Consider the following 25,210-nt stretch of genomic DNA (forward strand, 5'->3'; position numbering starts at 1 on the left):
TCAGAGCACGATGCCGGCCGAAGCGGCGTCCTGGCGCAATTGGTGCAATTCCTCGCTGGTCGCGTCGACCAGCGGCGAGCGGACCGGCCCGGCGGGCAGCCCGATCGCCCCCAGACCGGCCTTGACCAGCATGACCCCCTGTGTCCGGAAGATGCCGGTGAACAGGGGCAGAGCCTTACGGTGCAGAGTGAGCGCGGTCGCCGTGTCGCCACGCTCCCACGCCTCGATCATCTCTTTGGCGAGGGTGCCGGTGAAATGCGTCGAGGTGCCGACCAGGCCGACCCCGCCGATCGCGAGCAGCGGCAGGGTGGCCGCGTCGTCGCCGGAGTAGTAGGCCAGATCGGTGCGGGCCAGCACCTGCGAGCTGGCGACCAGGTCGCCCTTGGCGTCCTTGACCGCGACGATCCGCTCGTGCTCGGCGAGGCGCACCATGGTCTCGGTGGTGATCGCCGTGCCGGCCCGGTGCGGGATGTCGTAGACCATGATCGGCAGGCCGGTCGCGTCGGCGACCGTGCGGAAGTGCCGCTCGACGCCCGCCTGCGGTGGCTTGCTGTAGTACGGGGTGACGACGAGCAGGCCGTGCGCCCCCGCCTTCTCAGCGGCGGTCGCCAGCTCGATGGTGTGGGCGGTGTTGTTGGTGCCCACGCCCGCCAGAACCCTCGCCCTGTCACCGACGGTCTCGATCACGACGCGGAGCAACTGCTCCTTCTCCGCGTCGGTGGTGGTCGGGGACTCTCCGGTGGTGCCGCTGATCACGAGAGCGTCGTTGCGCTGCTCGTCGACCAGGTGGGCGGCGAGACGGGCCGCGCCCTCCAGGTCCAGGGAACCGTCCGGGGTGAACGGGGTCACCATGGCGGTCAGCAGCCGTCCGAACGGCCGCGGGTCGTGCGTCATACCTGACAACCTATCGGACGCTCCGGTCACACGTAGAAAGCGGTGAACGGCGCCCATGGGAGGTTACGCAGGATGCTCCACACGCCCCAGACCGCCATGAATGTGATCATGACGGCCGGACTGATCGAGAGCTCCGGCAGCCTCCACCGGAACACCTTGCGCCCGGCCCAGGCCACATACAGATAGACCAGGAACGGCACGGCGAAGACGAACAGCAGATGATGCCGGGCGGCGGCGGGCAGATCGCCGTGCAGCAGGAACCACGCGGCCCGGGTGCCGCCACAACCCGGGCAGACGAACCCGGTCAGGTATTTGAGCAGACACGACGGGGGCTCACCGGCCTCCGCGTCGGCCGGGTTGCTGATCATCGTGTAGCCGACCGCGGCGCCGGTGCAGGCCAGCACGGCGAACGGGGCCAGCCAGATCGGCGACCGGGCCGCCAGCCGATCGACGAGCCGCGTGATCCGGTCGGGCTCGGGCGCCTGATGGTAGAGCCACTCGGGCGGCACCGGCGGGCCCTGGACCGGCAGGTCGGCGAGCCACGGCGGCAGCTCGGCAACACTCATGGCCGTCACGCTACACCCGCGACGCCCGCACGCGGCACGCTCGCACCGCGGAGCCGATCACGAGGCGCGGAGCAGATCACGGCGCCACCGCGGCAGCACGCAATGCGCTCGCCAGCGGGGCCAGGAAGTCACCGCGCTCCGGCGTCGCGACGGTGTGCAGGCCGAGCCAGCCGGCCAACCGTGACAGCTCGGCCGCCAGCGCCACGGCCGTCTCTTCCGGATCGGCGCCCGGCTCCAGCCAGGCCGCCGGGATCTGCAACTCGCCACTGCGCCGGTCGGCCTTGAGATCGACCCGGGCCGCGAGCCGGTCGCCCAGCAGGAACGGGAGCACGTAATACCCGTACAGCCGCTGGGGTCTGGGCACGTAGATCTCGATCCGGTAGGTCATGCCGAACAGGCGCTCGGTGCGCGCCCGCTCCCAGATCAACGGATCGAACGGGCTGACCAGGGTGGCAGCCGTCACCCGGCGGGGCAGGCGTGCCTCGTGATGCAGCCACGCCGCTCTCCACCCCGGAACCGTCACCGGGCGCAGCACCCCGGCCTCGGCCAGCTCGGCGATCGCCGCCCGGCACGGCTGGACCGGGAGCCGGAAATAGTCACGCAGCTCCGCCTCACCGGCCACCCCGAGCGCCCGGGCGGAGAGCTCCACCAGGGCGCGGAACGCCTCCTCCGGCGACGGGTCGGGCGCGGCGAGCACGGCCGGCGGCAGCACCCGCTCGGGCAGGTCGTAGCGCCGGGCGAACGAGGTGGTCCGCTCGGCGGCGGTCACCTGACCGGAGTAGAAGAGCCACTCCAGCGCCTGCTTGACGACCGACCAGTTCCACCCCCAGTGCTCCTTGGAGCGGGGGGCGTCGTGCTCGACCTCGGCGGCGGTGACCGGGCCGCGGGCACGCACCTCGTCGAGCACCCAGGCCACCAGCTCCGGCTGCTCCTCGGCGATGCGGCGCATGTTGCCCCAGGCGAGCTCCCGCGCCCGCGCCATCCGCCAGCGGAACAGCGGCTGCAGATCGGTGCGGATGAGCGACGCCTCGTGGCCCCAGAACTCGAAGAGCTCACGGGGGCGGCGATAGGCGGCCCGCTCCAGCAGGCCCGGATCGTAGGGCCCCAGCCGGCTGTAGAGCGGCATGAAATGGGCGCGCTGCAGCACGTTGACCGAATCCATCTGGATCAGGTGCAGGCGGCGCAGCACCCGCCGCAGGTGGCGCATGTCGGTGGCGCCACCCGGTCGAGGGTCGAGAAAGCCCTGCGCCGCCAGGGTGATCCGGCGGGCCTGGGCGACGGAGAGCGAATCGGGCACGGCCACCGGGGAAGACTAGGCGACGGGTATGACAAAGTTGCCGCCATGGCACTCGGCTTCGTCCGTCCCGCCCGTCCCGAGGACGCCGCGGAGATCGCTCGCATCCAGCTCTCCACCTGGCGCACCGCGTACCGGCGGATGTTCCCGCCGCACGTACTGGACAACCTCGACGAGGGCTACCTCGCCCGCGGCTGGACCGAGGCGATCACCGCCCCGCCGTCCACCCGGCACCGGGTCCTGATCGCCGTCGAGCAGGGCGAGAGCGTGGCGCACGTGGTCGGCTTCGCCGCGTCCGGGCCGGCCGACGAGCAGGCCCTGGCGCCTGAGGAGAAACCGCTGCCGGACGGCGTGGCGGCCGTCACCGACCTGCTCATCGAGCCCCGGTGGGGCCGGCGCGGGCACGGCAGCCGACTGCTCGCGGCGGCGGTCGACAACTGGCGTGACGACGGGTTCCGTACCGCCGTGGCCTGGGTCTACGACGCGGACGCGGCGATGCGGAAGTTTCTCACCTCGACCGGCTGGGAGCCGGACGGGGCGGGCCGGGCGCTGGACGTCGACGACCTCCTGGTGCCGCAGCTCCGCCTGCACGTCACGGTGACCGCCGAGGACGAGCCGGCCTAGCTCCGGCCTAGCCCTCGAGCAGCGGGTCGAGGCCGATGGTCAGGCCCGGCCGGGTGATGACGTTGCGGACCGCGAGCAGCACACCCGGCATGAAGGACGACCGGTCCAGCGAGTCGTGCCGGATGGTCAGGGTCTCGCCGGAGGTGCCGAACAGCACCTCCTGGTGCGCCACGAGCCCGGCCGCGCGGATCGAGTGGATCCGCACTCCGTCGAGCTCGGTGCCGCGGGCGCCGAGCTGCTCCTCCTTGGTGGCGTCGGGCATCGGCGCGAGCCTCGCCGCGGCGCGGGCCTCGGCGATCACCTTGGCGGTGTGCATCGAGGTGCCGCTCGGCGCGTCGAGCTTGCGCGGGTGGTGCTGCTCGATGATCTCGACCGACTCGAAGTAGCGGGCGGCGCGGGCGGCGAACTGCATCATCAGCACCGCGCCGATGCCGAAGTTGGGCGCGATCAGGACACCGACGCCCGGCTGGGCGGCCAGCCACTCGCGCACCTGCTCCAGCCGCTGCTCGGTGAACCCGGACGTGCCGACCACCACGTGGATGCCCTGCCCGATCGCCCACTGCAGGTTGTCCATGACCACGTCGGGGTTGGTGAAGTCGACGAGCACCTGCGCGCCGGCGTCGGAAGCCTGGAACAGCTCCTCACCCTGGTCGATCATCGACACGAGGGCGAGATCCTCGGCGGCGTCGACCGCCTTGCACACCTCGAGGCCCATGCGGCCCCGGGCGCCGAGAACACCGACACGGACGGATTCAGGCAGCTCAGTCACATCGTCAACTTAACGTACGGCCGCCGCGTGACCACCGCCCGGACGCCCGGGCGGTGGTCTTCGCTACGCGGGGAGCTCGCCGGAGTCGAACGGGCCGACCACGGCCAGCGACATCGGTTGCGCCAGCAGCTCGGAGGCCAGCGTGTTGACCTCCTCGGCGGTGATGGCGTCCACCCGGGCCAGCAACTCGTCGACACCCATCAGATCGCCGTGCAGCAGCTCCGACTTGGCCAGCCGGCTCATCCGGGAACCGGTGTCCTCCAGGCCCAGCACGTACGACCCCTTGGACATGCCCTTGCCCCGGGCCAGTTCCTCACTCGTGATGCCGGCGCTCGCGACCCGGTCCAGCTCGACCCGGATCAGGTCCAGCACCTCGCGGGCCTTGGCGGGAGCACAGCCCGCGTAGACGCCGAAGAGGCCGCTGTCGGCGTACTGCCCGGCGTACGAGTAGACCGAGTAGGCGAGACCGCGCTTCTCCCGGATCTCCTGGAACAGACGGCTCGACATGCCGCCGCCCAGCACGTTGTTGAGCACGCCCATGGCGAACCGGCGCTGGTCGTGCCGGCCCAGCCCGGGACCGCCGAGCACGATGTGCGCCTGCTCGGTGTCACGGTGCAGGATGACGTCGCGGGGCTTGCGGACCCGTACCGCCTTCTCCGCCGCTCGTGGTGCCGCCGGGTCCGCCGGCCCGGTGTCCAGCGGGGTGCCCGCCAGGGCCTTGCGCACTAGCCGGACCACCGTCTGGTGGTCGAGGTTCCCGGCCGCGGCGATGACGACCTCCGGCGCCGTGTAGCGGCGGCGGTAGAAGCGGTTGATCTGGTCCCGGGTCATCGGGGTGATCGACTCCGGGGTGCCGGAGATCAGCCGGCCGAGCGGGTGGTCGCCGTAGATGGCCTCGGCGAAGACGTCGTGCACCTCGTCACCGGGCTCGTCCTCGTGCATGGCGATCTCCTCGAGGATCACGCCACGCTCGGTCTCCACGTCCGCCGGCTCGAGGATCGAGTCGGCCACCGCGTCCACCAGCACGTCCACCGCGAGCGGCAGATCGGCGTCGAGCACCCGCGCGTAGTAGCAGGTGTACTCCTTCGTGGTGAAGGCGTTCGTCTCGCCGCCGACCGCCTCGATCTCCGAGGAGATGTCCAGGGCGGAGCGCTTGTGGGTGCCCTTGAAGAGCAGATGCTCCAGGAAGTGCGAGGCCCCGTGCAGCGACGGGGTCTCGTCACGGGAGCCGATGCCGACCCAGATGCCGAGTGAGGCGCTGCGGGTGGTCGGGATCGCCTCGGTGATGACGCGCAGACCGCTGGGCAGGACGGTCTTCTTGACACCGTCCTGCAGGGTCCGGGTAGAAACGCGGGCCGACCTGGTGGCCGGCCCGCGCTCGTCGTTCGCTGTCACTTAGTCGCGGCGCTCGCCACGGTCGCCGGCCGGGCGCGACCGGCGACGACGGGGCTCGCCACCACCCTCGCCACGGGGAGCCCGGTCCTCACGGGGAGCCCGCTCGGGGCGGCCGTCCTCGGAGGCCGCGGGGGCCGCCGGGGCCTCCTCACCCTCCGGGCGCACCTTGTCCAGGTAGATCTTGCCGCGGGCGTCGATGTCCGCGATGGACACCTCGACCTTGTCGCCGACGTTGAGGAAGTCCTCGACCTTGTCGACCCGCTTGCCGTCGCCCACCTTGGAGATGTGCAGCAGGCCGTCACGGCCGGGCAGCAGCGAGATGAAGGCGCCGAACGCGGCGGTCTTCACCACGGTGCCGAGGAACTTGTCACCCATCTTCGGCAGCGTCGGGTTGGCGATCGCGTTGATCCGCTCGACCGCGGCCTCGGCGGCCGGGCCGTTGGTCGCGCCGACGTAGATGGTGCCGTCGTCCTCGATCGAGATGTCGGCGCCGGTCTCGTCCTGGATCGCGTTGATGGTCTGGCCCTTCGGGCCGATCACCATGCCGATCTTGTCGACCGGGATCTTCACGGTGGTGACCCGCGGGGCGTGCTCGCTCATCGCGGCCGGGCCCTCGATCGCGGCGGTCATGACCGACAGGATCGTGGCGCGGGCCTCACGGGCCTGCTCCAGCGCCCCGGCCAGCACGTCCGACGGGATGCCGTCGAGCTTGGTGTCCAGCTGCAGGGCGGTGACGAACTCCGCTGTGCCGGCGACCTTGAAGTCCATGTCGCCGAACGCGTCCTCGGCACCCAGGATGTCGGTCAGCGCGACGTACTCGGTCTTGCCGTCGATCTCGTCCGAGATCAGGCCCATCGCGATGCCGGCGACCGGGGCCTTCAGCGGCACACCGGCGCTGAGCAGGGCCAGCGTCGAGGCGCAGACCGAGCCCATCGAGGTGGAGCCGTTCGAGCTGAGGGCCTCGGAGACCTGACGGATCGCGTACGGGAACTCCTCGCGCGACGGCAGCACCGGCACCAGCGCGCGCTCGGCCAGCGCACCGTGGCCGATCTCACGCCGCTTCGGCGAGCCGACCCGGCCGGTCTCACCGGTCGAGTAGGGCGGGAAGTTGTAGTTGTGCATGTAGCGCTTGGTCTTCTCGGGAGCGAGAGTGTCCAGCGACTGCTCCAGGCGCAGCATGTTCAGCGTGGTGACGCCCAGGATCTGGGTCTCGCCGCGCTCGAACAGGGCCGAGCCGTGCACGCGGGGAAGCACGCCGGTGAGGGCGGCCAGCGGGCGGATGTCACGCGGGCCACGGCCGTCCATGCGGACCTGCTCGCGCAGCACGCGCTGGCGCACCTCGGACTTGGTGACCGAGCGGAACGCCGCGCTGATCTCCTTCTCCCGGCCCTCGAACCGCTCGCCGAGCAGCTCGTGCGCCTTCGCCTTGACCAGGTCGAGGGACTCCTCGCGCTCCTGCTTGCCGGCGATCTTCAGGGCCTCGGCGACCTCGGCGCGAACCGCGTCGGAGACGGCGGAGTACACGTCGTCCTGGTAGTCCAGGAAGACCGGGAACTCGGCGACCGGCTTGGCGGCGATCTCGGCCAGCTCGCTCTGCGCGCGGCAGAGCTCACGGATGGCCGGCTTGGCGGCCTCCAGGCCGCTCGCCACGATCTCCTCGGTCGGCGCAGCGGCACCGGCCGAGATCAGCTTGATCGCGTGCGGGGTGGCCTCGGCCTCGACCATCATGATCGCGACGTCGCCCTCGGCGGTGACGCGACCGGCCACGACCATGTCGAACGTGGCGCGCTCGAGCTCCTCGAGGGTCGGGAACGCGACCCACTGGCCCTCGACGTGGGCGACACGGGTCGAGCCGACCGGGCCGCTGAACGGCAGGCCGGAGAGCTTCGTCGACATCGAGGCGGCGTTCATCGCGACGACGTCGTAGGGGTGCTGCGGGTCGAGCGCGAGGACGGTCTCGACGACCTGGACCTCGTTGCGCAGGCCCTTGGTGAACGACGGGCGCAGCGGCCGGTCGATCAGGCGGCAGGTGAGGATGGCGTCCTCGGACGGACGGCCCTCACGCCGGAAGAACGAGCCGGGGATACGGCCGGCGGCGTACATCCGCTCCTCGACGTCGACGGTCAGCGGGAAGAAGTCGAAGTGGTCCTTCGGCTGCTTGCTGGCGGTCGTCGCGGAGAGGACGGTGGTGTCGCCCAGCTGGACGATCACCGAGCCGGCAGCCTGCTGTGCGAGGCGGCCGGTGGAGAAGACGATCTCGCGGGTGCCGAACGATCCGTTGTCGATGACGGCGGTGCGGGATTCGTTGCCGAGAGCGTTGTTCTGCTCGGTCATGAAGTGCGGTACTCCTTCGTCGAGGACCCGGCGGTCAACAGCGCGTTTCAGTCGAGCCGGTCTTCGATCGAAGTGCCCAGGGACGTCACCTGGGAACCACTACCGAGGACCGGTGCTGACGGAGTGATCCGCGCGGGTCCGTGGGGTTTCAGTGGTGCTTCCTGGGGGAGCGGGCTCCCCCAGGATCAAACTATCGGCGCAGGCCGAGACGCTCGATCAGCGTCCGGTAGCGAGCGATGTCCTTCTTCTGAACGTAGTTCAGCAGGCGACGGCGCTGACCGACCAGCAGGAGCAGACCACGACGGCTGTGGTGGTCGTGCTTGTGCAGCTTGAGGTGCTCGGTCAGGTCGGCGATCCGCTTGGTCAGCATCGCGACCTGAACCTCGGGCGAACCGGTGTCGCCGTCCTTGGTCGCGTACTCGCCCATGATTTTGTTCTTGGTCTCTTGATCGAGCGCCATGTTCTCCGAGATTCTGTGTTGCCGATTGCACGGTTACCCCGCGACCCGCGGCGTCGGGCAGGCAGGCGGGACCGGTGTCGGATATTCCAACGACCGTTCAACCCTACCAGGGGGTCAACCCAGCAACACCCGGGTCTGGGCGACGTCGGCCTCGATCTGGGCCACCAGCGGCTCGATGGCGTCATATTTACGCTGCTCACGCAGGTGGGCGACGAAGTCGAGGCTCACCCGCTCGCCATACAGGTCACCGGAGAAGTCGAGAACATACGCCTCCACGCGGCGCTCGCGCCCGGAGAAGGTGGGATTGGTGCCGATGGAGACGCTGGCCGGCAACCGCGCGCCGTTCTCACCGCCGCGGGTCAGCCAGGCGGCGTAGATGCCGTCGGCCGGGACCGCCGCATAGCGGTGCGTCATCAGGTTGGCCGTCGGATAACCGAGCTCGCGACCGCGCTGGTCACCGCGGACCACGACGCCGGCGAGGCGGTGCGGACGGCCGAGCGCGACGGCTGCGGCCCGCACGTCCCCGGCGTCGACACAGCTGCGGATGTACGTCGAGGAGAACACCAGTCCGTCCTCGGCCACCAGCGGGGCGTCCTCCACGGTGAAGCCGAACGTGCGCCCGAGCGACTCGAGCAGCCCCACGTCGCCGGCCGCCCGGTGCCCGAAGCGGAAGTTGTCGCCGACCACGACGGCCGCGGTGTGCAGCGACTCGACCAGCACGTCGTGCACGAACTCGTTCGGCGTGAGCTGGGAGAAGGCCGGGGTGAACGGCACCACGCACAACGCGTCCACGCCGAGCGCCTCGATCAGCCCGGCCTTGCGGACCGGCTCGGTGAGCACCGCCGGGTGCGAGCCGGGGCGCACCACCTCGGCCGGGTGCGGGTCGAATGTCATCACCACCGACTGCAGGCCGGAGTCACGAGCACGTTTCACGGCGTGCCCGATGATCGCCTGGTGGCCACGGTGGACCCCGTCGAAGACACCGATCGTCACGACCGACCGGCCCCACCCGGACGGGATCGTCTCGAACCCCCGCCATCGCTGCATCGAAACGCTCCTCCGCCGATATGACCCGGCCCTAGCGTATCGATCGTTCAGCCTGCCGGTATCAGCCCTCCACTTCGCCCGTCTCGGTACGATAAATCGTGAGATGAGCGTCGGGTGGAATCGCCTCGTACTGCTCGCTGCGGAGGCCACCTTCGCGGTGCTCTTCCTCCGTGCTCTGCTCGGCTTCGCCCGGCGCCGTGATCCGCTGCGCCGCGACGTCACCCTGATCTTCGCCCCGTTCGTGGTGGTGCTCTGCATCGACATGGCGCGCCTGACCAACGGCACGCTGCCCCGCTGGCTGAGCGCGATCGGCGCCGCCGCGGTGCTCGCCCAGCCGTACCTCACGCTCCGGCTCGCCAGCCGGCTGCGCACCGTGCCGCGGGCGCTGACCGCCGCCGCGCTGGCCGGCTACGTGGCGGTGCTGATCCCGGTGGCCGTGCTGCCGCTGCCCCTCCCGCAGGCCGCCCGGGCGCTCTCGGTGCTCTACTTCCTCGCCGTCGAGCTGATCGCCGCGGTCCTGCTGTTCGGCGAGGCCCGGACGCGGACCGGCGCGAACCGGGCCCGGCTGATGATCGCCGCCGGCGCGACGGCCGTCTTCGGCTTCGTGATCCTGCTCCGCATGCGCAGCGGTGACACCTCGCTGCGCGCGGTGGGCATGGTGCTGGCCCTGATCAGCGCGCTCGGCTACCTGATCGCCTTCCAGCCGCCGCGGTGGCTGCGGCGGGCCTTCGCGGCCGCGGCCGCCCAGCTGTTCACCGAACGGCTGCTACGGGCGCGGGCCGACTCGCCGGAGCAGGTCTGGCAGACCTACGCGGAGATCATGCGGGACCAGACCGGGGCGGACGCGGTCGCGGTCCTGCTGCATTCACCGACCGGGGAGTACGAGCGGATCGCGTACTCCGGACCGGCCCTGCCCGCCACCACCGGCCCGATCGCGGCGGACCTCGCCGGGTTGGCCCGCGGGCACACGCCGCTCCGCCTCCGGGACGGCGGCCCGGCCCTGGTCGCCCACTTCGGTGACGGGCTGGCCCACGACTTCGTCCGGGTGCTGCGGATGCGGGTGCCACCCGACGTCGAGGGGGCTGTGCTCCTGTTCAACCGGCACCGCAACCTGTTCAGTGAGGACGACCTGCGACTGCTCGCCGACCTCGGCGGACATGCCGGGCTGCTGGCCGAGCGGCAGGCGATCACGGCCGAGCTGAGCGCCTCGGTGGCCGCGCTGACCCTGGCCAGTCAGGCGAAGAGCGACTTCCTGGCGAACATGAGCCACGAGTTGCGTACCCCCTTGAACGCCATCATCGGTTTCAGCGACCTGATGCGGCTCGAAGAGCCGGAGGGTGACCGCCGCCGGGTGCCCGCCGAATGGGTGGACCATGTGCACGGCAGCGGCCGTCACCTGCTCGGGCTGATCAACGACATCCTCGACCTGACCAAGGTCGAGTCCGGGCGGATGGAGCTGCGGCTCGCCCCGGTCCGGGTCGACACCGTGATCGAGGAGCTGCTCGCCGGCCTGGCGCCGTTGTTCGTCGACAAGCGGCTCGCGGTCCGCGCCGACCTCGCCCCGGTGACCGCCCTTGCCGACCGGCTCCGGTTCCGCCAGATCGTCGAGAACCTGCTCTCCAACGCGACCAAGTTCACCCCCGACGGCGGCACCGTCACGGTCACCGCCCGCGCCGCCGGCGGCCGGGTCCGGATCGTGGTGGCCGACACCGGCGTCGGCATCGCCACCGACGACCTGGAACGCGTCTTCGAGGAGTTCCAGCAGGCCGGCGATCAGGAGCGACGGCACTCCGGCACCGGTCTCGGGCTGGCCCTGACCCGCCGCCTGGTGGCCGCCCACCACGGGGAGATCAGCCTGGTCTCCGAACCGGGCAGGGGCAGCGAGTTCACCGTCGACCTGCCGGCCACGTCGATCACCGCCTCCGCGGCCAGCGTGGGCGCCGGACCGTACGTGCTGCTCATCGAGGACGATCCGCAGTCGGCCGAGCTGATGAGCACCCAGCTGGGCAACGCCGGTTACCGGGTGGAGGTGGCCGGCACCGGCGAGAGCGGCCTGGCACTGGCCCGCGAGCATCGCCCGGACGCCGTCGTCCTCGACGTCACGCTGCCCGGCATCGACGGCTGGGAGGTGCTGCGCCGGTTCAAGGCCGACCACCGGCTGTCCACCATCCCGGTGTTCTTCGCCAGCATCCTGGACGAGGCGCCGACCGGCATCGGTCTCGGCGCGCACGACTGGTTCGTCAAGCCGGTCGAACAGTCCGCCCTCCTCAGCGCCCTGACCAACGCGGTCGCCGCCCGGTCCGTCCCGCGGGTGCTGCTGGTCGACCACGACGACGTCGCCCGCCGGGTGATCGCCGAGGGCCTCCGCGCGGGTGGCGCCGACGTGGTGGCCTGCGCCGACGCGCGGGACGGCCTGGCCCACAGCCGCACCGGCGAGTTCGACCTCATCGTCTGCGACATGCAGTCGCCCGACGAGGACGGGTTCAGCCTCCTCGCGGCGATCGAGCAGGACCCGTCCGGACGGCACACCCCGGTGCTCGGCCTGAGCGCGGCCACCCTCGCCTCGGGGAACGCCACACCGCTGATCGCCACGGCGATGGCCGGCGGCGCCGTCGCCGAGGCCCTGACCGGAGCCGCCCCGCCGCGCCTGAGCCCGCATCCGTCGGCACGGCGCAAGACCACGCGTGTCCCGGAGATCGCCCTCACGCTGCGCAGCGCAGTCCCGCCCATCGACGTCCGGAGGCCCGAACCGTGAGCGAACCGCACCGCATCCTTCTGGTCGAGGACGAGGAACTGAACCGCATGCTGGTCAAGGCGGTCCTGGCCCGGGCCACCGTGGCCGCCGTCCGGGACGCCGAGCTGGTCGACGCGGCGACGCTGGCCGCGGCCCGGGAGTGCCTGGCGGACTCCGACTTCGACCTGATCCTGCTCGACATCAACCTGCCCGACGGCAACGGCCTCAACCTGGCCCGCGAACTGGCCGCGACCGGGGAGCCACGGCCGCCGGTCGTCGCGGTCACCGCCAGCGTGCTGCCGCAGGATCAGAAGGCGGCGCTGGAGGCCGGCTGCGACGATTTCCTCGACAAGCCGTACGCCGCCGCCGACCTGGTCGCCACGATCGCCCGCCACCTGCGCTCGGACTGACGTCAGGCGGGCGCCAGGACGATCTCGGCCCGGGCGCGGCCGTCGCGCTCGCTGACCACGGCCAGCACCTCGCCGGACGGGTCGAAGACCGCATACGGCCCCTCGATCCCCACCGCCGGCAGCGGCCCGCCGTGCCGCAGCACCCGGGTCTCCTCCTCGGTGGCGACACGCTGCGGGAACGCACGACGGGCCGCCTCGGCCAGTGGCAGCCCGATCACGTCGGGCGCGCGCTCCTCCAGCTCGGCCAGGGTGGACGCGGCCTCCAGGGTCATCCCGCCGACCGCGGTCCGCCGCAGCGCCGTGAGATGCCCGCCGACGCCGAGCGCGGCGCCGAGATCACGGGCGATGGCCCGGATGTACGTGCCGGACGAGCACGTCACGTCGATGTCCACGTCGACCACGGGCTTCTCCGCGGGCCGCCGGATGCCGAGGACGTCGAGGCGGTGGACGGTGATCCGGCGAGCCGGGATCTCCACGGTCTCGCCGTCGCGCACCCGCTTGTACGCCCGCTCCCCGTTGATCTTGATCGCACTGACCGCGCTCGGCACCTGGTCGATCTCGCCGACCTGCACGGCCAGCCCGGCCCGGATCGCCTCGTCGGTGACGGCCCCGGCCGGGACCACCGCGGTCAGGTCGCCCTCGGCGTCGTCGGTGATCGTCGACTCGCCGAGCCGGATCGTCGCGGCGTAGCTCTTCTCCGCGCCGATCACATACGTCAGCAGGCGGGTGGCCCGGTTGACCCCGATGATCAGGACGCCCGTCGCCATCGGGTCCAGCGTCCCCCCGTGCCCCACCCGCCGGGTCTTCGCCAGCCGCCGGATCCGGGCGACGACGTCGTGCGACGTCATCCCGGCCGGTTTGTCCACCACGATCAGTCCGTCCGTGTTCACCCGCCCAGCCTATGGGCCCCGGCGCGGCGCTCAGCGGGTGGCACCCGTGACCAGCCACCGCGGCGACCTCCACCGCCACACCAGACCGGCGAACCGGGCCAGCGTGAACAGCCCCAGCCCCGCCCACACCCCGCCGAGGCCCAGGTCCAGCGCATACGACGTCCAGATCGCCGGGAGGAAGCCGAGCAGCGCCGACAGGATCGTCAGGGTGCGCAGGAACGCCACGTCCCCCGCCCCGATGAAGACGCCGTCCAACGCGTACACGACACCGGCGAACGGCAGCAGTGCCACGAACCAGGGCCAGATGATCGCCGCCTGGTCGTGCACCGCCGGGTCCGGGGTGAACCAGCCGGGCACCACCGACGACCCGGCCGCGGCAAGGACGGCGAAGCCCACCGCGGCGACCCCACCGGCCAGGGTGACCCGGCGGGCCACGTCACGGGCCTCGTCCGCGTCGCCGGCGCCGAGGGCCGCGCCGACCAGCGACTGCGCGGCGATGGCCACGGCGTCCAGGGCGAGGGCGGCGAAGAACCAGAGCTGCAGCCCGATCTGGTGGGCGCCCACGGCGGCGACGCCGAACCGGGAGGCGACCGCGGTCGCGGAGAGGAAGCACGCCTGGAAGGCCGCGCCACGGATCAGCAGGTCACGGCCGAGCACCACCTGCCGGACGATGATCGACGGGACCGGCCGCAGCGCCCGCGTCTCGCGGATCAGAGCGGCCAGGAAGAGGACGCCGCCGAGGGTCTGTGCCGCCACGTTCGCGATCGCCGACCCGGTCAGGCCGAGCCCGACCGGATAGACCAGCACCGGGCAGAGGATCGCGGAGAGCACGTTGGCGCCGAGCACGATCCACAGCGGGCGGCGGGTCTCCTGGACGCCGCGCATCCAGCCGTTGCCGGCCGCGGCGAGCAGCAGGCCCGGCGCGCCCAGGGCGGCGATCCGCAACCATCCGGCGGCTGCCTCGGCGGTCGCCGGGTCACCGGCCAGCAGTGCGGCGAGTGGGCCGGCCGCGACGGCGCCGAGCAGTGCCAGGAGCAGGCCGACACCGAGCGCGAGCCAGGAGGCCTGGACGCCCTCGGCGACGGCGGCGGCCCGGTCACCGGCGCCGAAGCGGCGGGCGGCACGGCCGGTGGTCCCGTACGCCATGAGCGTGCCGAACCACACGGCGAACGACATGACCGTCCCGCCGATCGCGACGGCGGCCAGCGGGAGGGATCCGAGGTGCCCCACGACCGCGGTGTCGACCAGGACGTAGATCGGCTCGGCGGCGAGGACGACGAGCGCGGGCAGGGCCAGGCCGGCGATCCGGCGGGCCGTCGCAGTGCGCTGCGGCTGTGTGGACGCGTCGGCGGGCGGGCTCATGGTCAGTCATGATGCCCGCCCACCGGTAAGGATCGCAAGGCGACCCGTCACTTACACCTACTGACGCGTGTCCATCGAGGTCTGGAGAGCGCGGCGCGCCTGCTCGGCGGCGTCGTCAGCGGGCTTCGGCTTCGGCTTGGCAGCCATGGGAGTCTTCCTTCCAGCACGGATGGATCGAGCGGGGCGTCACCGGCCGGCCACGGGATCGCCGCGGCCTCTGACCCGGGTGACGCGACCCGGGCCGGTGGACCCGGGTGGCTCGAGGGCTCGCCGGCGGCATCGGTGGCAGCCGCGGCGAACCAAATCACCGTTCAGCTCCCAAACTAACGTTCAGTCCCGCCCCATGAGGCCGGGATCCCGCGATCCGGGACGGAAAAAGCGGTGGCCACCCTCTCGGGTGACCACCGCCACGCTGCTGAAACAGCTGTCAGTTCAGATACTCGTCGAGGAGACGACGAACCGAGTCCACCACGTCGGCGGGCTCTCCATACCCCGTGAAACCCGCCGCTAGGCGGTGACCGCCGCCGCCCTGCGAGACCGCCACGCCACTCACGTCGACCGCGCCCTTGCTCCGCAGCGACACCGACCACTCGCCCGGCGCCGTCTGCTTCACCACCACCGACACGTCCGCCTCGGCCACCGAGCGCACCGGGTCGATCAGCGTGTCCAGCACATAGGGCGGCTGCGCGTGCCGGTCCAGGTCGGCCAACGTCGCATACGTCCAGACCATGCCCCGCCCGCCGGCCGCCGCCGGCTCCAGGACCGCCCGTCCGAGCACCTCGCCGGTCAGCTTCATCGCCCCGAACGGCTTGCTGTCGAAGATCCGCCGGGAGATCTCCCCCGGCCGGATCCCGGTGGCGATCAGCCGCGCCGCCAGCTCGTGGACCGACACCGTGGTCATGTCGAACTTGAACGACCCGGTGTCGGTCGCCAGAGCCACGTAGAGGCACTCCGCGATCTCGGGGTCGAGCGGCACCCCGAGACGGGTGAGCAGCCCGTCAACGACCACCGAGGTGGCCGCTGCGTGCGGATCGACCAGCCGCACCCCGCCGAAACCGGTGTTGGACGCGTGATGGTCGAGGACCACACTGACCGGCGCGGCGGCGAGACGGCCGACGAGCGCGCCGAGACGCGACTCGCTCGCCACGTCGAAGACCAGGACCAGGCGCGGGTCGGCGAAGGCATCCGCCTCCGGCACCAGCAGATCGACACCCGGAAGCCTCTGGTACGGAGTGGGCACCGTGAAGTCGCCCGGAAACGTCGCGCGCACCCGGGAGAACCCCAGGCGCCGCAGCCCCAGCCCGAATCCGAGCATGCTGCCGAGCGCGTCCCCGTCCGGGTTCACGTGACAGATCAGCTGGATCTCGTCGTCGAGACCGGCCGAGCGGACCGCCGCCACCGCGGCGGCCCACTGGTCCACGGACGGGCCGACGGTCACCCGTTGTCCTCGCGGGCTCCGACCCGCTCCGGCTCGTCGTCCTCGATCTCGTCGTCGTCCTCACTCTTGTACGGGTCCGGGTCCCCGGCGTACTCCGCGCCCGCCGCGATCTGCTGGACCTCCTGGTCCCGATGCCGCGCCTGGGCGAGCAGGTCGTCGATCTCCTTGACGTGGTTGAGCACGTCGTCCCGCACGAACGTCAGGCTCGGCGAGTGTCGCAGAGCGAGCGCGTGACCGACCCTGGTGCGCAGCATGCCCTTCGCGCTCTCCAGAGCCGCCGCCGTGGACGCCTGCTCGGTCGCGTCGCCCAGAACCGTGTAGAAGACCGTCGCCTCGCGCAGGTCGCCGGTGATCCGGGCGTCCGTGAACGTCACCATGCCGAGACGGGGATCCTTGATCTCCCGCACCAGCCTGGCCACCAGCTCCTTGATGCGCTCCGCATGCCGGCGCGTCTTGGCTGGGTTGGACATGTCGCCCACCTCCGACTGTGTATCCCGCGGGTCCTACCGCCCCCGCCCAACTGCTGAAGCGTACCCAGGCGCTCAATCCCCGTCGCCGTACAGCCTTCGCTTCACGGAGAGCAGCTCGATCTCGGGACGGCCGGCCACCTGGTTCTCACAGGTGTCGACGACGGCACGCGCCTGGGACGCCTCCGCCGCCACCACGGCCACCCCGATCTGGGCGCGGCCGTGCAGGTCGTGATGGCCCACCTCGGCGACGCTGACGTCGAACTTCTTCAGCATCGCGATGATCGGGCGGACGTAGGAGCGCTTCTGCTTCAGCGAGTGCGAGTCACCGGGCAGGAGCAGGTCGAAGATCGCGGTCTCGGTATACATCAGCGAGCAGGTTACCGAGGTTCCCGAGAAGGATCAGCTGTATTTCCGGGCCACCAGCACGTCCCGCTCGATGCCCTGGTCCACCCGGTGCGCCAGGGGTTGGAACTCGATCAGCTTCAGCCCGTTCGCCACCAGGATGTCCTCGGCCAGCTCGCGCTTGGCGACCTTGGTGTTCCAGGAGATGCCGACCGCGCCACCCGGTCGCAGCAGCTTCAGCCACTCCGGCACGGCCCGCTCCAGCAGGTCCAGCGGGCGACGGGTGATGCCGCCACCGTCCTCGTCGTAACTGCCGTGGGCGATCCCGTACGGCAGGTCGGTGACGATCAGGTCGGCGACATTGCCCTTGATCAGCCCGTCCAGGCCGGTGGTGTCGGCGTTCAGCACGAGGATCTTCTGCACCGCGCCGGCCTTGTGGTCGTCCTTGCTGGGCGCGAGGGTCACCTCCAGCCGACGGGCGGCCCGGCGGCCCTGCCGGCGCACCGGGATCAGGTCGGCGGTGTGCTTGAGCCGCTTGCGCTTGAGCCAGGTCTGCAGGAACAGCTTGTACGCCTCGACGTCCTTGCCGTCGATCTCCACGCCGATGCCGTCGTAGCCGTACATCAGGGCCTGGTTGAGCGTGGTGCCGCGGCCACACAGCGGGTCGAGGACGGTGAGGTTGCCGTCGAGCATGCGCCGGGCGAAGGCGGAGCCGAGCAGGGTGAGGTTCAGCACCAGCTTGGTGAACTGCTCGTTCGTCTTGCCGGCGTACTTCGGGATGGTGATCAGGTCGCTGTCGTAACGGGCCAGTGGGGTGAGCATGAGCGGCCGCAGCAGGTCGTCGACCCGCTCGAACAGGGCGTAGGCCGACGACATGTTCGACAGGTAGGCGATGTCGGCCTCGGTGAGGTCGGCGTCGAACGTCAGGTACTCCACCCCGCCGATCTCGGCGGTGGCGATCTCGTCGAGGCCCGAGGAGAGCACCGGAGCGAAAGCGGCCAGCTCCGCCTGAGAGATCCGGGCCGCCTGATCGGCGTAGACACGATTGGCGGAGGGAGCGAGCAGCAAGGCATACCGGGACATGGGTGCCATTTTGCAGCGATGGCCCCGGTGCCTGAGCACCGGGGGCCATCTACTGAGCCAGGAGCGTTACGCCCGCGGCTTCTCGCGCATCTCCCAGGTCTCGATCATGTCGCCGACCTGCGGCGAACCGTAGCCCTGGAGCGTCAGACCACACTCGAAGCCCTCGCGGACCTCGGTGGCGTCGTCCTTGAACCGCTTCAGCGAGCTGATCGTGACGTTGTCCGCCACGACCGTGCCGTCCCGGATGACCCGGGCCTTGGCGTTCCGCTTGAGCAGGCCCGAGCGGACGATACAGCCGGCGATGAGACCGATCTTGGACGAGCGGAAGACCTCGCGGATCTCCGCGGTGCCCAGCTCGACCTCCTCGAACTCCGGCTTGAGCAGGCCCTTGAGCGCCGCCTCGATCTCCTCGATGGCCTGGTAGATCACGCTGTAGTAGCGGATCTCCACGCCGGCGCGGTCGGCCATCTCCTTGACCTTGTTCGAGGCCCGGACATTGAAGCCGATGATCGTCGCGGTCTGCTCCGACGAGGCCGACGCCAGGTTGACGTCGCTCTCGGTGATCGCACCGACGCCGCGGTGGATGACCTTGAGCTGGATCTCGTCCGGAATCTCGATCTTGAACAGCGCCTCTTCGAGGGCCTCGACCGAACCGGAGCCGTCACCCTTGATGACGAGGGTGAGCGAAGCCTTCTCGCCCTCCTTGATGTCCCGCATCATCTCGTCGATCGTCTTCGGGCGGCTCGAGTTGGCGAAGGTCGCCGCACGACGGCGAGCCTGCCGCTGCTCGGCGATCTGCCGCACCGTGCGGTCGTCCTCAGCCGCGAGGAACGTGTCGCCCGCACTCGGCACCGAGGTCAGACCGAGCACCAGGACCGGACGCGCCGGAAGCGCCTCGGCCACCTGGTTGCCGTGCTCGTCGAGCATGGCCCGGACGCGACCGTGCGCGCCACCCGCCACGATCGAGTCGCCGGCCCGCAGCGTGCCCTTCTGCACCAGGACGGTGGCCACGGCACCGCGACCCTTGTCCAGGTGCGCCTCGACCGCGACACCCTGGGCGGGGCCATCGATCGGGGCGGTCAGCTCGAGCGCCGCGTCGGCGGTCAGCAGGACGGCCTCGAGGAGGTCGTCGATGCCGATGCCGGGCTTGGCCGCGACGTTGACGAACATCGTGTCACCGCCGTACTCCTCGGCGAGCAGGCCGTAGTCCGTCAGCTGCTGCCGGACCTTGTCCGGGTTGGCGTCGGGCTTGTCGACCTTGTTCACCGCGACCACGATCGGCACGTCGGCCGCCTTGGCGTGGTTGAGCGCCTCGACCGTCTGCGGCATGACGCCGTCGTCGGCCGCGACCACCAGGATCACGATGTCGGTGACCTTGGCGCCACGGGCACGCATGGCGGTGAACGCCTCGTGACCCGGGGTGTCGATGAAGGTGATCGCCCGGTCCTCCCCCTGGTGGGGGACGACGACCTGGTAGGCGCCGATGTGCTGGGTGATGCCACCCGCCTCGCCGGCGACCACGTTGGTCTTGCGGATCGCGTCGAGCAGCTTCGTCTTACCGTGGTCGACGTGACCCATGACGGTCACGACCGGCGGACGGGTGACCAGACGGTCCTCCGCCACAGCGGCGTCGAGGTCGATGTCGAACTGCGCGAGCAGCTCGCGGTCCTCGTCCTCGGGGCTGACGATGACGACCTCGAACCCGAGGTGCACACCGAGCAGCCTGAGGGTGTCGTCGGAGACCGACTGCGTGGCGGTCACCATCTCACCCAGGTTGAACATCTCCTGGACGAGCGAACCCGGGTTGGCGTTGATCTTGTCGGCGAAGTCGGAGAGCGACGAGCCGCGCGAGAGCCGGAGCTCCTGGCCGTTACCGCGCGGAGCGCCAGAGCTCATCTGCGGTGCGGACAGGTTGTCGAACTCTTGACGCCGCTGCTTCTTCGACTTGCGGCCACGCGTCGGCCGGCCACCGGGACGCCCGAAGGCACCCGCCGCGCCGCCGCCACGACCGCGTCCACCGGGACCGCCGCCACCGGGACGACCGGGAGCGCCGGCGCCGACCGGACCGCCGGTGCCGCCACCGGGGCCACCCCGGTAACCGCCACCACCGGCACCGCCGCCGCCACCGGGACGGAAGCCACCACCGGCACCGCCGCCGCCACCGGGACGGAAACCGCCACCGGCACCGCCGCCGCCACCGGGACGGAAACCGCCACCGCCGCCACCGGGACCGCCACGGCCGGCACCGGGACCGCCGGGACGGCCTGCGCCGCCACCGGGACCGCCGCGACCGGCGCCGGGACCGGCGGGACGCTGCGAGGGCATCGACGCGGGGCTGGGCCGCGGCGGCATCGAGGCAGGGCTCGGCCGCGGCGGCATGCCCGCCTGGTTGGGACGCGGCATCCCGGCCGGCGAGGGACGCGCTGCGCCACCGCCGGAGACACCGAACGGGTTGTTACCCGGGCCACGCGCGGGCGGACGCGGAGCGCCGCCGGCCGGACCGGGACGGGGACCACCGGGGGCGCCGGGAGCACCCGGGCCACCGGGACGACCGGCGGCGGGCGAACCCGGACGGGGCGGAACGCTGCCGGGGCCCGGACGCGGGCCACCGCGCTGGGCGCCACCGTCGGTCGTGCCCTGACGGCGCTCGGCATCCCGGGTGCGGGCGGCCTGGGCGGCCTTGACCGCGGCCTCCTGCTCGGCCTTCAACGCCGAGGCGCGCGCCTCGGCGGCCGCCACCTCGATGTCGTGCGCGCTGGCCGGCTTGGCGACCGGACCGGGCACCGGGCCCGGACGGCCGGGAACGGCCGGCTTGGGCCGGACGAACGGCCCGGGCGTGGGCGCGGGGGAAGTAGGGCTGTTGGTGGGGGCGCTCTGCGCCGGACCGGGACGACGCGGCGGCTGAGGCCGCCCCATCGGCGGACCGGGACGCGGGGAGCCGGACGGAGCGGAGCCACCGGAGGTGGGCTCACTCGACGCCGGAGCCGACGACGACGCCGGAATGGCGCCACCCTGCTCCAAGGCGCCACGCAGCCGGCGGGCCACGGGGGCCTCGACGGTGCTGGACGCGGACTTAACGAACTCGCCCATGTCTTTCAGGGTTGCGAGAACGGTCTTGCTGTCGACCCCGAGCTCTTTGGCGAGCTCGTGTACGCGGGCCTTGCCTGGCACTGCACTCCTCACTTCGAGGTCGTACGAGCAGCGCCCGCACTGACCTCACTCGTGCACTAGAAGCCTGGTTGTCATTTCAGGGACTTCATCGTGTGCTCATCTGGGTCGTCCTACCTTGCTCAGTCGTGACGAGGCGGCGACGCCTCGTCATCGGTGGGTCCGCACGGCACGGAGACCATACGGATGTGCTCCGCAAGCAGTTCTGGGTTAGCAAATCCAGTGAGACGCAACGCACGCCCGAAGGCGCGACGTCGCTCTGCCTGCGCGAAGCAGGCCGGATCGGGATGCAGATGTGCTCCCCGCCCCGGCAGTCGGCGGGCCGGATCGGGCAGAAGCCGGAGGTCTCCCCCCGAATCTGCCGCGACGAACCGCAGCAAACGATCGGCCGGCGCGCGTTTGCGGCAGCCGACGCAGGTTCGCGTCGGGCCGACCGAGAGCAAGTCTACCTCTCGTTCGCTCCGCACGCGTATCCGGTCAGTTCCCCGCCCCGGCCGCATCACGGTCCGAGACCCCGGCCGGCTCGCTGTCCGGACGGATGTCGATGCGCCATCCGGTGAGACGGGCCGCCAACCTGGCGTTCTGTCCCTCCCGGCCGATCGCCAGCGACAACTGGAAGTCGGGCACGGTCACCCGGGCCGTACGGCTCGCGGCGTCGACGACCTCCACCCGCAGCGCTTTGGCCGGTGAGAGCGCGTTACCGACGAAGTGGGCCGGGTCGTCCGACCAGTCGATGATGTCGATCTTCTCGCCGTGCAACTCGCTCATGACCGCCCGCACACGCTGGCCCATCGGGCCGATACAGGCGCCCTTCGCGTTCACGCCCTGCACGGTCGACCGCACCGCGATTTTCGTACGGTGACCTGCCTCACGTGCGATCGCGGCGATCTCCACGGTCCCGTCCGCGATCTCGGGCACCTCGAGGGCGAACAGCTTCTTCACCAGGGCCGGATGCGAGCGGGACAGGGTGATCTGCGGGCCGCGGAAGCCCTTGGCCACGTGCACCACGATGCACCGGATCCGGGTGCCGTGCGGGTAGCTCTCGCCGGGGACCTGCTCGGACTGCGGCAGCACCGCCTCCAGCTTGCCCAGGTCGACGGTCACGATGTGTTTCTCGGCACGGGCGGCGTCAGCCTGCACCACGCCGGTGACCAGATCGCCGTCGCGCCCCGCATACTCCCCGAAGTGCTGCTCGTCGGTCGCCTCCCGGAGCCGCTGCAGGATCACCTGCTTGGCGGTCATCGCGGCGATACGGCCGAAGTCGTGTGGCGTGTCGTCCCACTCGCGCACCAGCGAGCCGTCCGCGTCGAGCTCCTGCGCCAGGACGGAGGCCACACCGCTCTTGCGGTCGATCTCCACCCGGGCGTGGCTCTCCGAGCCCTCGGTGTGCCGGTAAGCGGTCAACAGCGCGGTCTCGATGGCCGCCAGGATCGTGTCGAACGGGATCTCCCGCTCGCGCTCCAGGGCGCGCAGCGCCGCGAGGTCGATGTTCACTCCTCGCCCTCCCCTTCGTCGTCGTCTTCTTCGTCGTCGGACTCGTCGAACTCGGCTTCGTCCATACGCTTGAACTCGATCTGGACCTTGCCCGCACCCAGCTCGGCGAAGCCCAGCTCACGGATCGTCCCGTCCACGTCCAGCGTCACGCCGGCGTCGTCGGCCGCGGTGACCCGGCCGGTCAGCCCGTTCACCGCGACCAGGCGGCCGACGTTGCGCCGCCAGTGCCGCGGCTCGGTGAGCGGCCGGTCCACGCCCGGCGAGCCGACCTCCAGTTGGTACTCCCCGGCGAGCAACTCGCGGCCGGCCTCCTCGGCGGCGTCGAGCGCCCCGGAGATCTCCCGCGAGACCACCGCCACGTCGTCCAGACTGATACCGCCGTCGGTGTCGATCAGGATCCGGACCACATGCCGGCGGCCGGCCCGGGAGAGTGTCAGATCCTCCAGGTCGTAACCGGCCTTGGTGACGACCGGCTCGACCACCTCACGGACCCGGGCGCGCGCGGCGGCCAGATCGACGCGGGGAGGGGTGGGATTACGGGTCTCCGGCTCCGGCCGGGTGCGGCGGGCGCCGGGGCGACCGCCGGGCCGGGCCCCGGCGCGACCACGCTGCGTCATCGGGCTCGACCTCTCGCTAGCTTTCTCGCAGGAACGACTATATGCCGCCGGGCAGTCCGTCGCCCCGCGGCTGACGCGAAGCGTAACGTGCCGACCGGCGGGGCGACGCGGCGCCGCACCGAATGGTGTTGACTGGCACCGTGCTGACCAACTCACGGCGGACGTTCCTCGGCGCGCTGGTGGGCTCCGCCGCACTCGCGGGCTGCGGTGTCTTCGACTCCGAGCCGGATCCCCCGCCCGCGCCGGACGCCTTCCAGCCCCTGCTCGACGAGGCACTCGCGCTCGCCGTGTCGTACGACCGGGTGATCGCCGCACAGCCCGCCCTGGCCGCCCGGCTCACCCCGCTGGCCGAGGATCACCGCGCGCACGCCGCCGACCTGTCCCGGCTGATCGGCGTGGCCGTCGTGTCGGCCGCGCCGTCGGCGTCGGCGCCGTCCGGCAATACCGACACCACCGCCACGCTGCGTAAGGCCGAGCAGGCTGCGCAGAAGACCGCGGTCGCCGCCTGCAAGGCCGCCCCGGCCGACCGCGCGATGCTCGCCGGCTCGATCGCCGCCTGCCGCGCCACGCACGCCGAAGCGCTGCGCTGAACCGCCCGCCCGGACGAACAGGCGCTAGTCTTCGCGCCGTGACGGAACAACTCGCCGCCGCCCTCGCCGCCGAGGAGGCGGCCATCTATGCCTACGGCGTGATCGGCGTGCACCTGACGGACGCGGACGAGGTGTCCCGCGCCCGCGCCGCCGACCTGGAGCACCGTGCCCGGCGCGACACCCTGGTGGACCGGATCGACGACGCGAAGGCCAGCGCCGCGCCCGCCCCGGCCGCCTATCAACTGCCGTTCGAGGTGACCGACCGGGAGGGCGCGCTGAAGCTGGCCGTCCACGTGGAGGATGGGGTGGCTCAGGCGTGGCGGGCCCTGCTGCCGGCCACCGAGGGCGAGGACCGACTCGACGCGCTGTCGCATTTGACCGACTCCGCAGTCCGTGCGACGCGATGGCGGCGGATCGCCGGGGTCACACCGCTGACAATGGCCTTTCCGGGCCGCCCAGGCTGATGATCACGCCACCCGGAAGGGGGGAATGGCCGAGAATGGGCGAGTGATCGTCGAGCTCGACACCACCACGCCCCGCGGGTCGCTCGCGATGCGGCTGCGCGACGCCGTTCAGGAGCGCTGGCCGGCCGAGATCCAGTCGGTCGGGGTCTGCGGGTCCATGGCGCACGGTGACGACACGGACAGCAGCGACGTCAATCTGGTCGTGGTCACCTCCCGTCCGCGGACCGGCCCGAAGCCGGCTCGCCGCAACGTCGACGGCATCCCGGTCGACCTGCGGGTGACGACCGCCGAGGAGGGGTTGGGCCACGCCCGGCTGCTGACCCCGCACTGGCCCATGCAGGCCGACGCCTACATCACCACGTTCGCGCTGCACGACCCGCAGGAGTGGTTCAAGACCCGGCGGGAGGCCCACCTCAGCCTGCTGGCCGAGGCCCGGCCGATGGAGTTCACCGGCCTGGCCCGGCAGAACTGGGCGATCGCCAACGGCGCCCATGCCCGGGCGGTCCGGTTCGCGCAGCGGTACGACACCGACGCCGCCATGATCCTGACGGCCGAGGCACGGCTGCACGCCGCGATGGTCGCCGGCTTCCTCACCCGTACCTATTTCCGCAACACGGCCGACGCGGTCAAGCACACCGGTGTGGCCGCGGCCGACATGCAGGAGCTCGGGGCGATCCTCCGATACCAGGCCGAGGAGCTGACCGCCCGCGGCCGCCCGGTCGACGGCCGCCTCGGCGCCCTCTTCGACTGAGACCGGACGAAACC

The 25,210-nt window shown here is 71.5% G+C and carries 23 protein-coding genes and 2 pseudogenes; 6 read left to right on the forward strand and 19 right to left on the reverse strand.

The window, feature by feature from the left end; all coding sequences use genetic code 11:
- The 3 genes from dapA to ACQPZW_RS42745 all read right to left on the reverse strand — a co-directional run bounded on the left by dapA (position 1) and on the right by ACQPZW_RS42745 (position 2,763).
- A complete protein-coding gene (gene dapA / locus ACQPZW_RS42735) occupies positions 1 to 894 on the reverse strand; it encodes a 4-hydroxy-tetrahydrodipicolinate synthase (protein WP_433791729.1) in 894 nt (297 codons plus the stop codon).
- 26 nt (positions 895 to 920) lie between these two features.
- Positions 921 to 1,460, reverse strand: a complete 540-nt coding sequence (locus ACQPZW_RS42740) for a DUF2752 domain-containing protein (RefSeq protein ID WP_433791730.1) — start codon at positions 1,458 to 1,460, stop codon at positions 921 to 923.
- A gap of 76 nt (positions 1,461 to 1,536) precedes the next feature.
- Positions 1,537 to 2,763 carry a winged helix-turn-helix domain-containing protein gene (locus ACQPZW_RS42745; protein ID WP_433791731.1) on the reverse strand — a complete coding sequence of 409 codons (1,227 nt, stop codon included), beginning with the start codon at positions 2,761 to 2,763 and terminating at the stop codon, positions 1,537 to 1,539.
- A gap of 39 nt (positions 2,764 to 2,802) precedes the next feature.
- Here ACQPZW_RS42745 and ACQPZW_RS42750 point away from each other — a divergent pair, with 39 nt between their 5' ends.
- Positions 2,803 to 3,378, forward strand: a complete 576-nt coding sequence (locus ACQPZW_RS42750) for an N-acetyltransferase family protein (protein WP_433791732.1) — start codon at positions 2,803 to 2,805, stop codon at positions 3,376 to 3,378.
- A 7-nt stretch (positions 3,379 to 3,385) separates the two neighbouring features.
- On the opposite strand, the gene dapB is transcribed toward ACQPZW_RS42750, so the two are convergent.
- From dapB to ACQPZW_RS42775, 5 genes are all read right to left on the reverse strand, one after another.
- On the reverse strand, positions 3,386 to 4,093 hold the full coding sequence (gene dapB / locus ACQPZW_RS42755) for a 4-hydroxy-tetrahydrodipicolinate reductase (protein ID WP_433797790.1): 708 nt from the start codon (positions 4,091 to 4,093) through the stop codon (positions 3,386 to 3,388).
- 117 nt (positions 4,094 to 4,210) lie between these two features.
- Positions 4,211 to 5,542, reverse strand: coding sequence for a M16 family metallopeptidase (locus ACQPZW_RS42760; protein ID WP_433791733.1), 1,332 nt, complete (start codon positions 5,540 to 5,542; stop codon positions 4,211 to 4,213).
- Positions 5,543 to 7,876, reverse strand: coding sequence for a polyribonucleotide nucleotidyltransferase (locus ACQPZW_RS42765; RefSeq protein ID WP_433791734.1), 2,334 nt, complete (start codon positions 7,874 to 7,876; stop codon positions 5,543 to 5,545).
- A gap of 190 nt (positions 7,877 to 8,066) precedes the next feature.
- Positions 8,067 to 8,336, reverse strand: coding sequence for a 30S ribosomal protein S15 (rpsO, locus tag ACQPZW_RS42770; protein ID WP_092553700.1), 270 nt, complete (start codon positions 8,334 to 8,336; stop codon positions 8,067 to 8,069).
- Between the two features lie 114 nt (positions 8,337 to 8,450).
- Positions 8,451 to 9,383: a bifunctional riboflavin kinase/FAD synthetase gene (locus ACQPZW_RS42775; protein WP_433791735.1), complete on the reverse strand. Its 933-nt coding sequence runs from the start codon at positions 9,381 to 9,383 to the stop codon at positions 8,451 to 8,453.
- Between the two features lie 103 nt (positions 9,384 to 9,486).
- Here ACQPZW_RS42775 and ACQPZW_RS42780 point away from each other — a divergent pair, with 103 nt between their 5' ends.
- Positions 9,487 to 12,138: a response regulator gene (locus tag ACQPZW_RS42780; RefSeq protein ID WP_433791736.1), complete on the forward strand. Its 2,652-nt coding sequence runs from the start codon at positions 9,487 to 9,489 to the stop codon at positions 12,136 to 12,138.
- Positions 12,135 to 12,527 (forward strand): response regulator, encoded by a 393-nt coding sequence (locus ACQPZW_RS42785; protein WP_433791737.1) that lies wholly within the window; start codon positions 12,135 to 12,137, stop codon positions 12,525 to 12,527. Before ACQPZW_RS42780 ends, ACQPZW_RS42785 begins: the two co-directional genes overlap by 4 nt.
- 2 nt (positions 12,528 to 12,529) lie before the next feature.
- Here the strand turns inward: ACQPZW_RS42785 and truB are convergent, their stop codons facing one another.
- The 11 genes and pseudogenes from truB to rimP all read right to left on the reverse strand — a co-directional run bounded on the left by truB (position 12,530) and on the right by rimP (position 23,391).
- Positions 12,530 to 13,375 (reverse strand): tRNA pseudouridine(55) synthase TruB, encoded by an 846-nt coding sequence (gene truB / locus ACQPZW_RS42790; protein WP_433797791.1) that lies wholly within the window; start codon positions 13,373 to 13,375, stop codon positions 12,530 to 12,532.
- A 72-nt stretch (positions 13,376 to 13,447) separates the two neighbouring features.
- Complete coding sequence (locus ACQPZW_RS42795; protein WP_433791738.1) at positions 13,448 to 14,779, reverse strand: MATE family efflux transporter; 1,332 nt, start codon at positions 14,777 to 14,779, stop codon at positions 13,448 to 13,450.
- A 427-nt stretch (positions 14,780 to 15,206) separates the two neighbouring features.
- A complete protein-coding gene (locus tag ACQPZW_RS42800) occupies positions 15,207 to 16,217 on the reverse strand; it encodes a DHH family phosphoesterase (protein ID WP_433791739.1) in 1,011 nt (336 codons plus the stop codon).
- Positions 16,214 to 16,687, reverse strand: a complete 474-nt coding sequence (rbfA, locus tag ACQPZW_RS42805; RefSeq protein WP_433791740.1) for a 30S ribosome-binding factor RbfA — start codon at positions 16,685 to 16,687, stop codon at positions 16,214 to 16,216. Before rbfA ends, ACQPZW_RS42800 begins: the two co-directional genes overlap by 4 nt.
- Before the next feature lie 72 nt (positions 16,688 to 16,759).
- The gene (locus ACQPZW_RS42810; RefSeq protein ID WP_433791741.1) at positions 16,760 to 17,053 is read right to left on the reverse strand and encodes a DUF503 domain-containing protein; all 294 of its coding nucleotides are present in this window, start codon (positions 17,051 to 17,053) and stop codon (positions 16,760 to 16,762) included.
- A 33-nt stretch (positions 17,054 to 17,086) separates the two neighbouring features.
- A complete protein-coding gene (locus ACQPZW_RS42815; protein WP_433791742.1) occupies positions 17,087 to 18,112 on the reverse strand; it encodes a TRM11 family SAM-dependent methyltransferase in 1,026 nt (341 codons plus the stop codon).
- A 66-nt stretch (positions 18,113 to 18,178) separates the two neighbouring features.
- Positions 18,179 to 21,046: pseudogene (infB, locus tag ACQPZW_RS42820) on the reverse strand (translation initiation factor IF-2); the annotation flags it as partial.
- Between the two features lie 86 nt (positions 21,047 to 21,132).
- Positions 21,133 to 21,283: pseudogene (locus ACQPZW_RS42825) on the reverse strand (translation initiation factor IF-2 N-terminal domain-containing protein); the annotation flags it as partial.
- 119 nt (positions 21,284 to 21,402) lie between these two features.
- Positions 21,403 to 21,780 (reverse strand): YlxR family protein, encoded by a 378-nt coding sequence (locus ACQPZW_RS42830; RefSeq protein WP_433797792.1) that lies wholly within the window; start codon positions 21,778 to 21,780, stop codon positions 21,403 to 21,405.
- Positions 21,758 to 22,774 (reverse strand): transcription termination factor NusA, encoded by a 1,017-nt coding sequence (gene nusA, locus ACQPZW_RS42835; protein ID WP_433791743.1) that lies wholly within the window; start codon positions 22,772 to 22,774, stop codon positions 21,758 to 21,760. Before nusA ends, ACQPZW_RS42830 begins: the two co-directional genes overlap by 23 nt.
- Positions 22,771 to 23,391, reverse strand: a complete 621-nt coding sequence (gene rimP, locus ACQPZW_RS42840) for a ribosome maturation factor RimP (RefSeq protein WP_433791744.1) — start codon at positions 23,389 to 23,391, stop codon at positions 22,771 to 22,773. Before rimP ends, nusA begins: the two co-directional genes overlap by 4 nt.
- Before the next feature lie 140 nt (positions 23,392 to 23,531).
- Between rimP and ACQPZW_RS42845 the strand changes: the two genes are divergently transcribed.
- Genes ACQPZW_RS42845 through ACQPZW_RS42855 form a run of 3 tightly spaced genes read left to right on the forward strand, consistent with a single transcriptional unit; the run spans position 23,532 to position 25,196 of the window.
- Positions 23,532 to 23,981: a hypothetical protein gene (locus tag ACQPZW_RS42845; protein ID WP_433791745.1), complete on the forward strand. Its 450-nt coding sequence runs from the start codon at positions 23,532 to 23,534 to the stop codon at positions 23,979 to 23,981.
- Between the two features lie 38 nt (positions 23,982 to 24,019).
- Positions 24,020 to 24,445, forward strand: a complete 426-nt coding sequence (locus tag ACQPZW_RS42850) for a ferritin-like domain-containing protein (protein ID WP_433791746.1) — start codon at positions 24,020 to 24,022, stop codon at positions 24,443 to 24,445.
- 43 nt (positions 24,446 to 24,488) lie between these two features.
- The gene (locus ACQPZW_RS42855; RefSeq protein WP_433791747.1) at positions 24,489 to 25,196 is read left to right on the forward strand and encodes a nucleotidyltransferase domain-containing protein; all 708 of its coding nucleotides are present in this window, start codon (positions 24,489 to 24,491) and stop codon (positions 25,194 to 25,196) included.
- The last annotated feature ends 14 nt before the right edge of the window (positions 25,197 to 25,210 follow it).

The organism is Actinoplanes sp. CA-252034 (assembly GCF_050956125.1).
GTDB lineage: Bacteria > Actinomycetota > Actinomycetes > Mycobacteriales > Micromonosporaceae > Actinoplanes.

Bases quoted from the DNA above. Each gene is read 5' to 3' on its own strand.
- dapA (WP_433791729.1), bottom strand. From the start codon at position 894: ATGACGCACGACCCGCGGCCGTTCGGACGGCTGCTGACCGCCATGGTG.
- ACQPZW_RS42740 (WP_433791730.1), bottom strand. From the start codon at position 1,460: ATGAGTGTTGCCGAGCTGCCGCCGTGGCTCGCCGACCTGCCGGTCCAG.
- ACQPZW_RS42750 (WP_433791732.1), top strand. From the start codon at position 2,803: ATGGCACTCGGCTTCGTCCGTCCCGCCCGTCCCGAGGACGCCGCGGAG.
- dapB (WP_433797790.1), bottom strand. From the start codon at position 4,093: ATGGGCCTCGAGGTGTGCAAGGCGGTCGACGCCGCCGAGGATCTCGCC.
- ACQPZW_RS42765 (WP_433791734.1), bottom strand. From the start codon at position 7,876: ATGACCGAGCAGAACAACGCTCTCGGCAACGAATCCCGCACCGCCGTC.
- rpsO (WP_092553700.1), bottom strand. From the start codon at position 8,336: ATGGCGCTCGATCAAGAGACCAAGAACAAAATCATGGGCGAGTACGCG.
- ACQPZW_RS42775 (WP_433791735.1), bottom strand. From the start codon at position 9,383: ATGCAGCGATGGCGGGGGTTCGAGACGATCCCGTCCGGGTGGGGCCGG.
- ACQPZW_RS42780 (WP_433791736.1), top strand. From the start codon at position 9,487: ATGAGCGTCGGGTGGAATCGCCTCGTACTGCTCGCTGCGGAGGCCACC.
- truB (WP_433797791.1), bottom strand. From the start codon at position 13,375: ATGACGTCGCACGACGTCGTCGCCCGGATCCGGCGGCTGGCGAAGACC.
- ACQPZW_RS42795 (WP_433791738.1), bottom strand. From the start codon at position 14,779: ATGAGCCCGCCCGCCGACGCGTCCACACAGCCGCAGCGCACTGCGACG.
- rbfA (WP_433791740.1), bottom strand. From the start codon at position 16,687: ATGTCCAACCCAGCCAAGACGCGCCGGCATGCGGAGCGCATCAAGGAG.
- ACQPZW_RS42810 (WP_433791741.1), bottom strand. From the start codon at position 17,053: ATGTATACCGAGACCGCGATCTTCGACCTGCTCCTGCCCGGTGACTCG.
- ACQPZW_RS42815 (WP_433791742.1), bottom strand. From the start codon at position 18,112: ATGTCCCGGTATGCCTTGCTGCTCGCTCCCTCCGCCAATCGTGTCTAC.
- ACQPZW_RS42830 (WP_433797792.1), bottom strand. From the start codon at position 21,780: ATGCGGCCGGGGCGGGGAACTGACCGGATACGCGTGCGGAGCGAACGA.
- rimP (WP_433791744.1), bottom strand. From the start codon at position 23,391: ATGACGCAGCGTGGTCGCGCCGGGGCCCGGCCCGGCGGTCGCCCCGGC.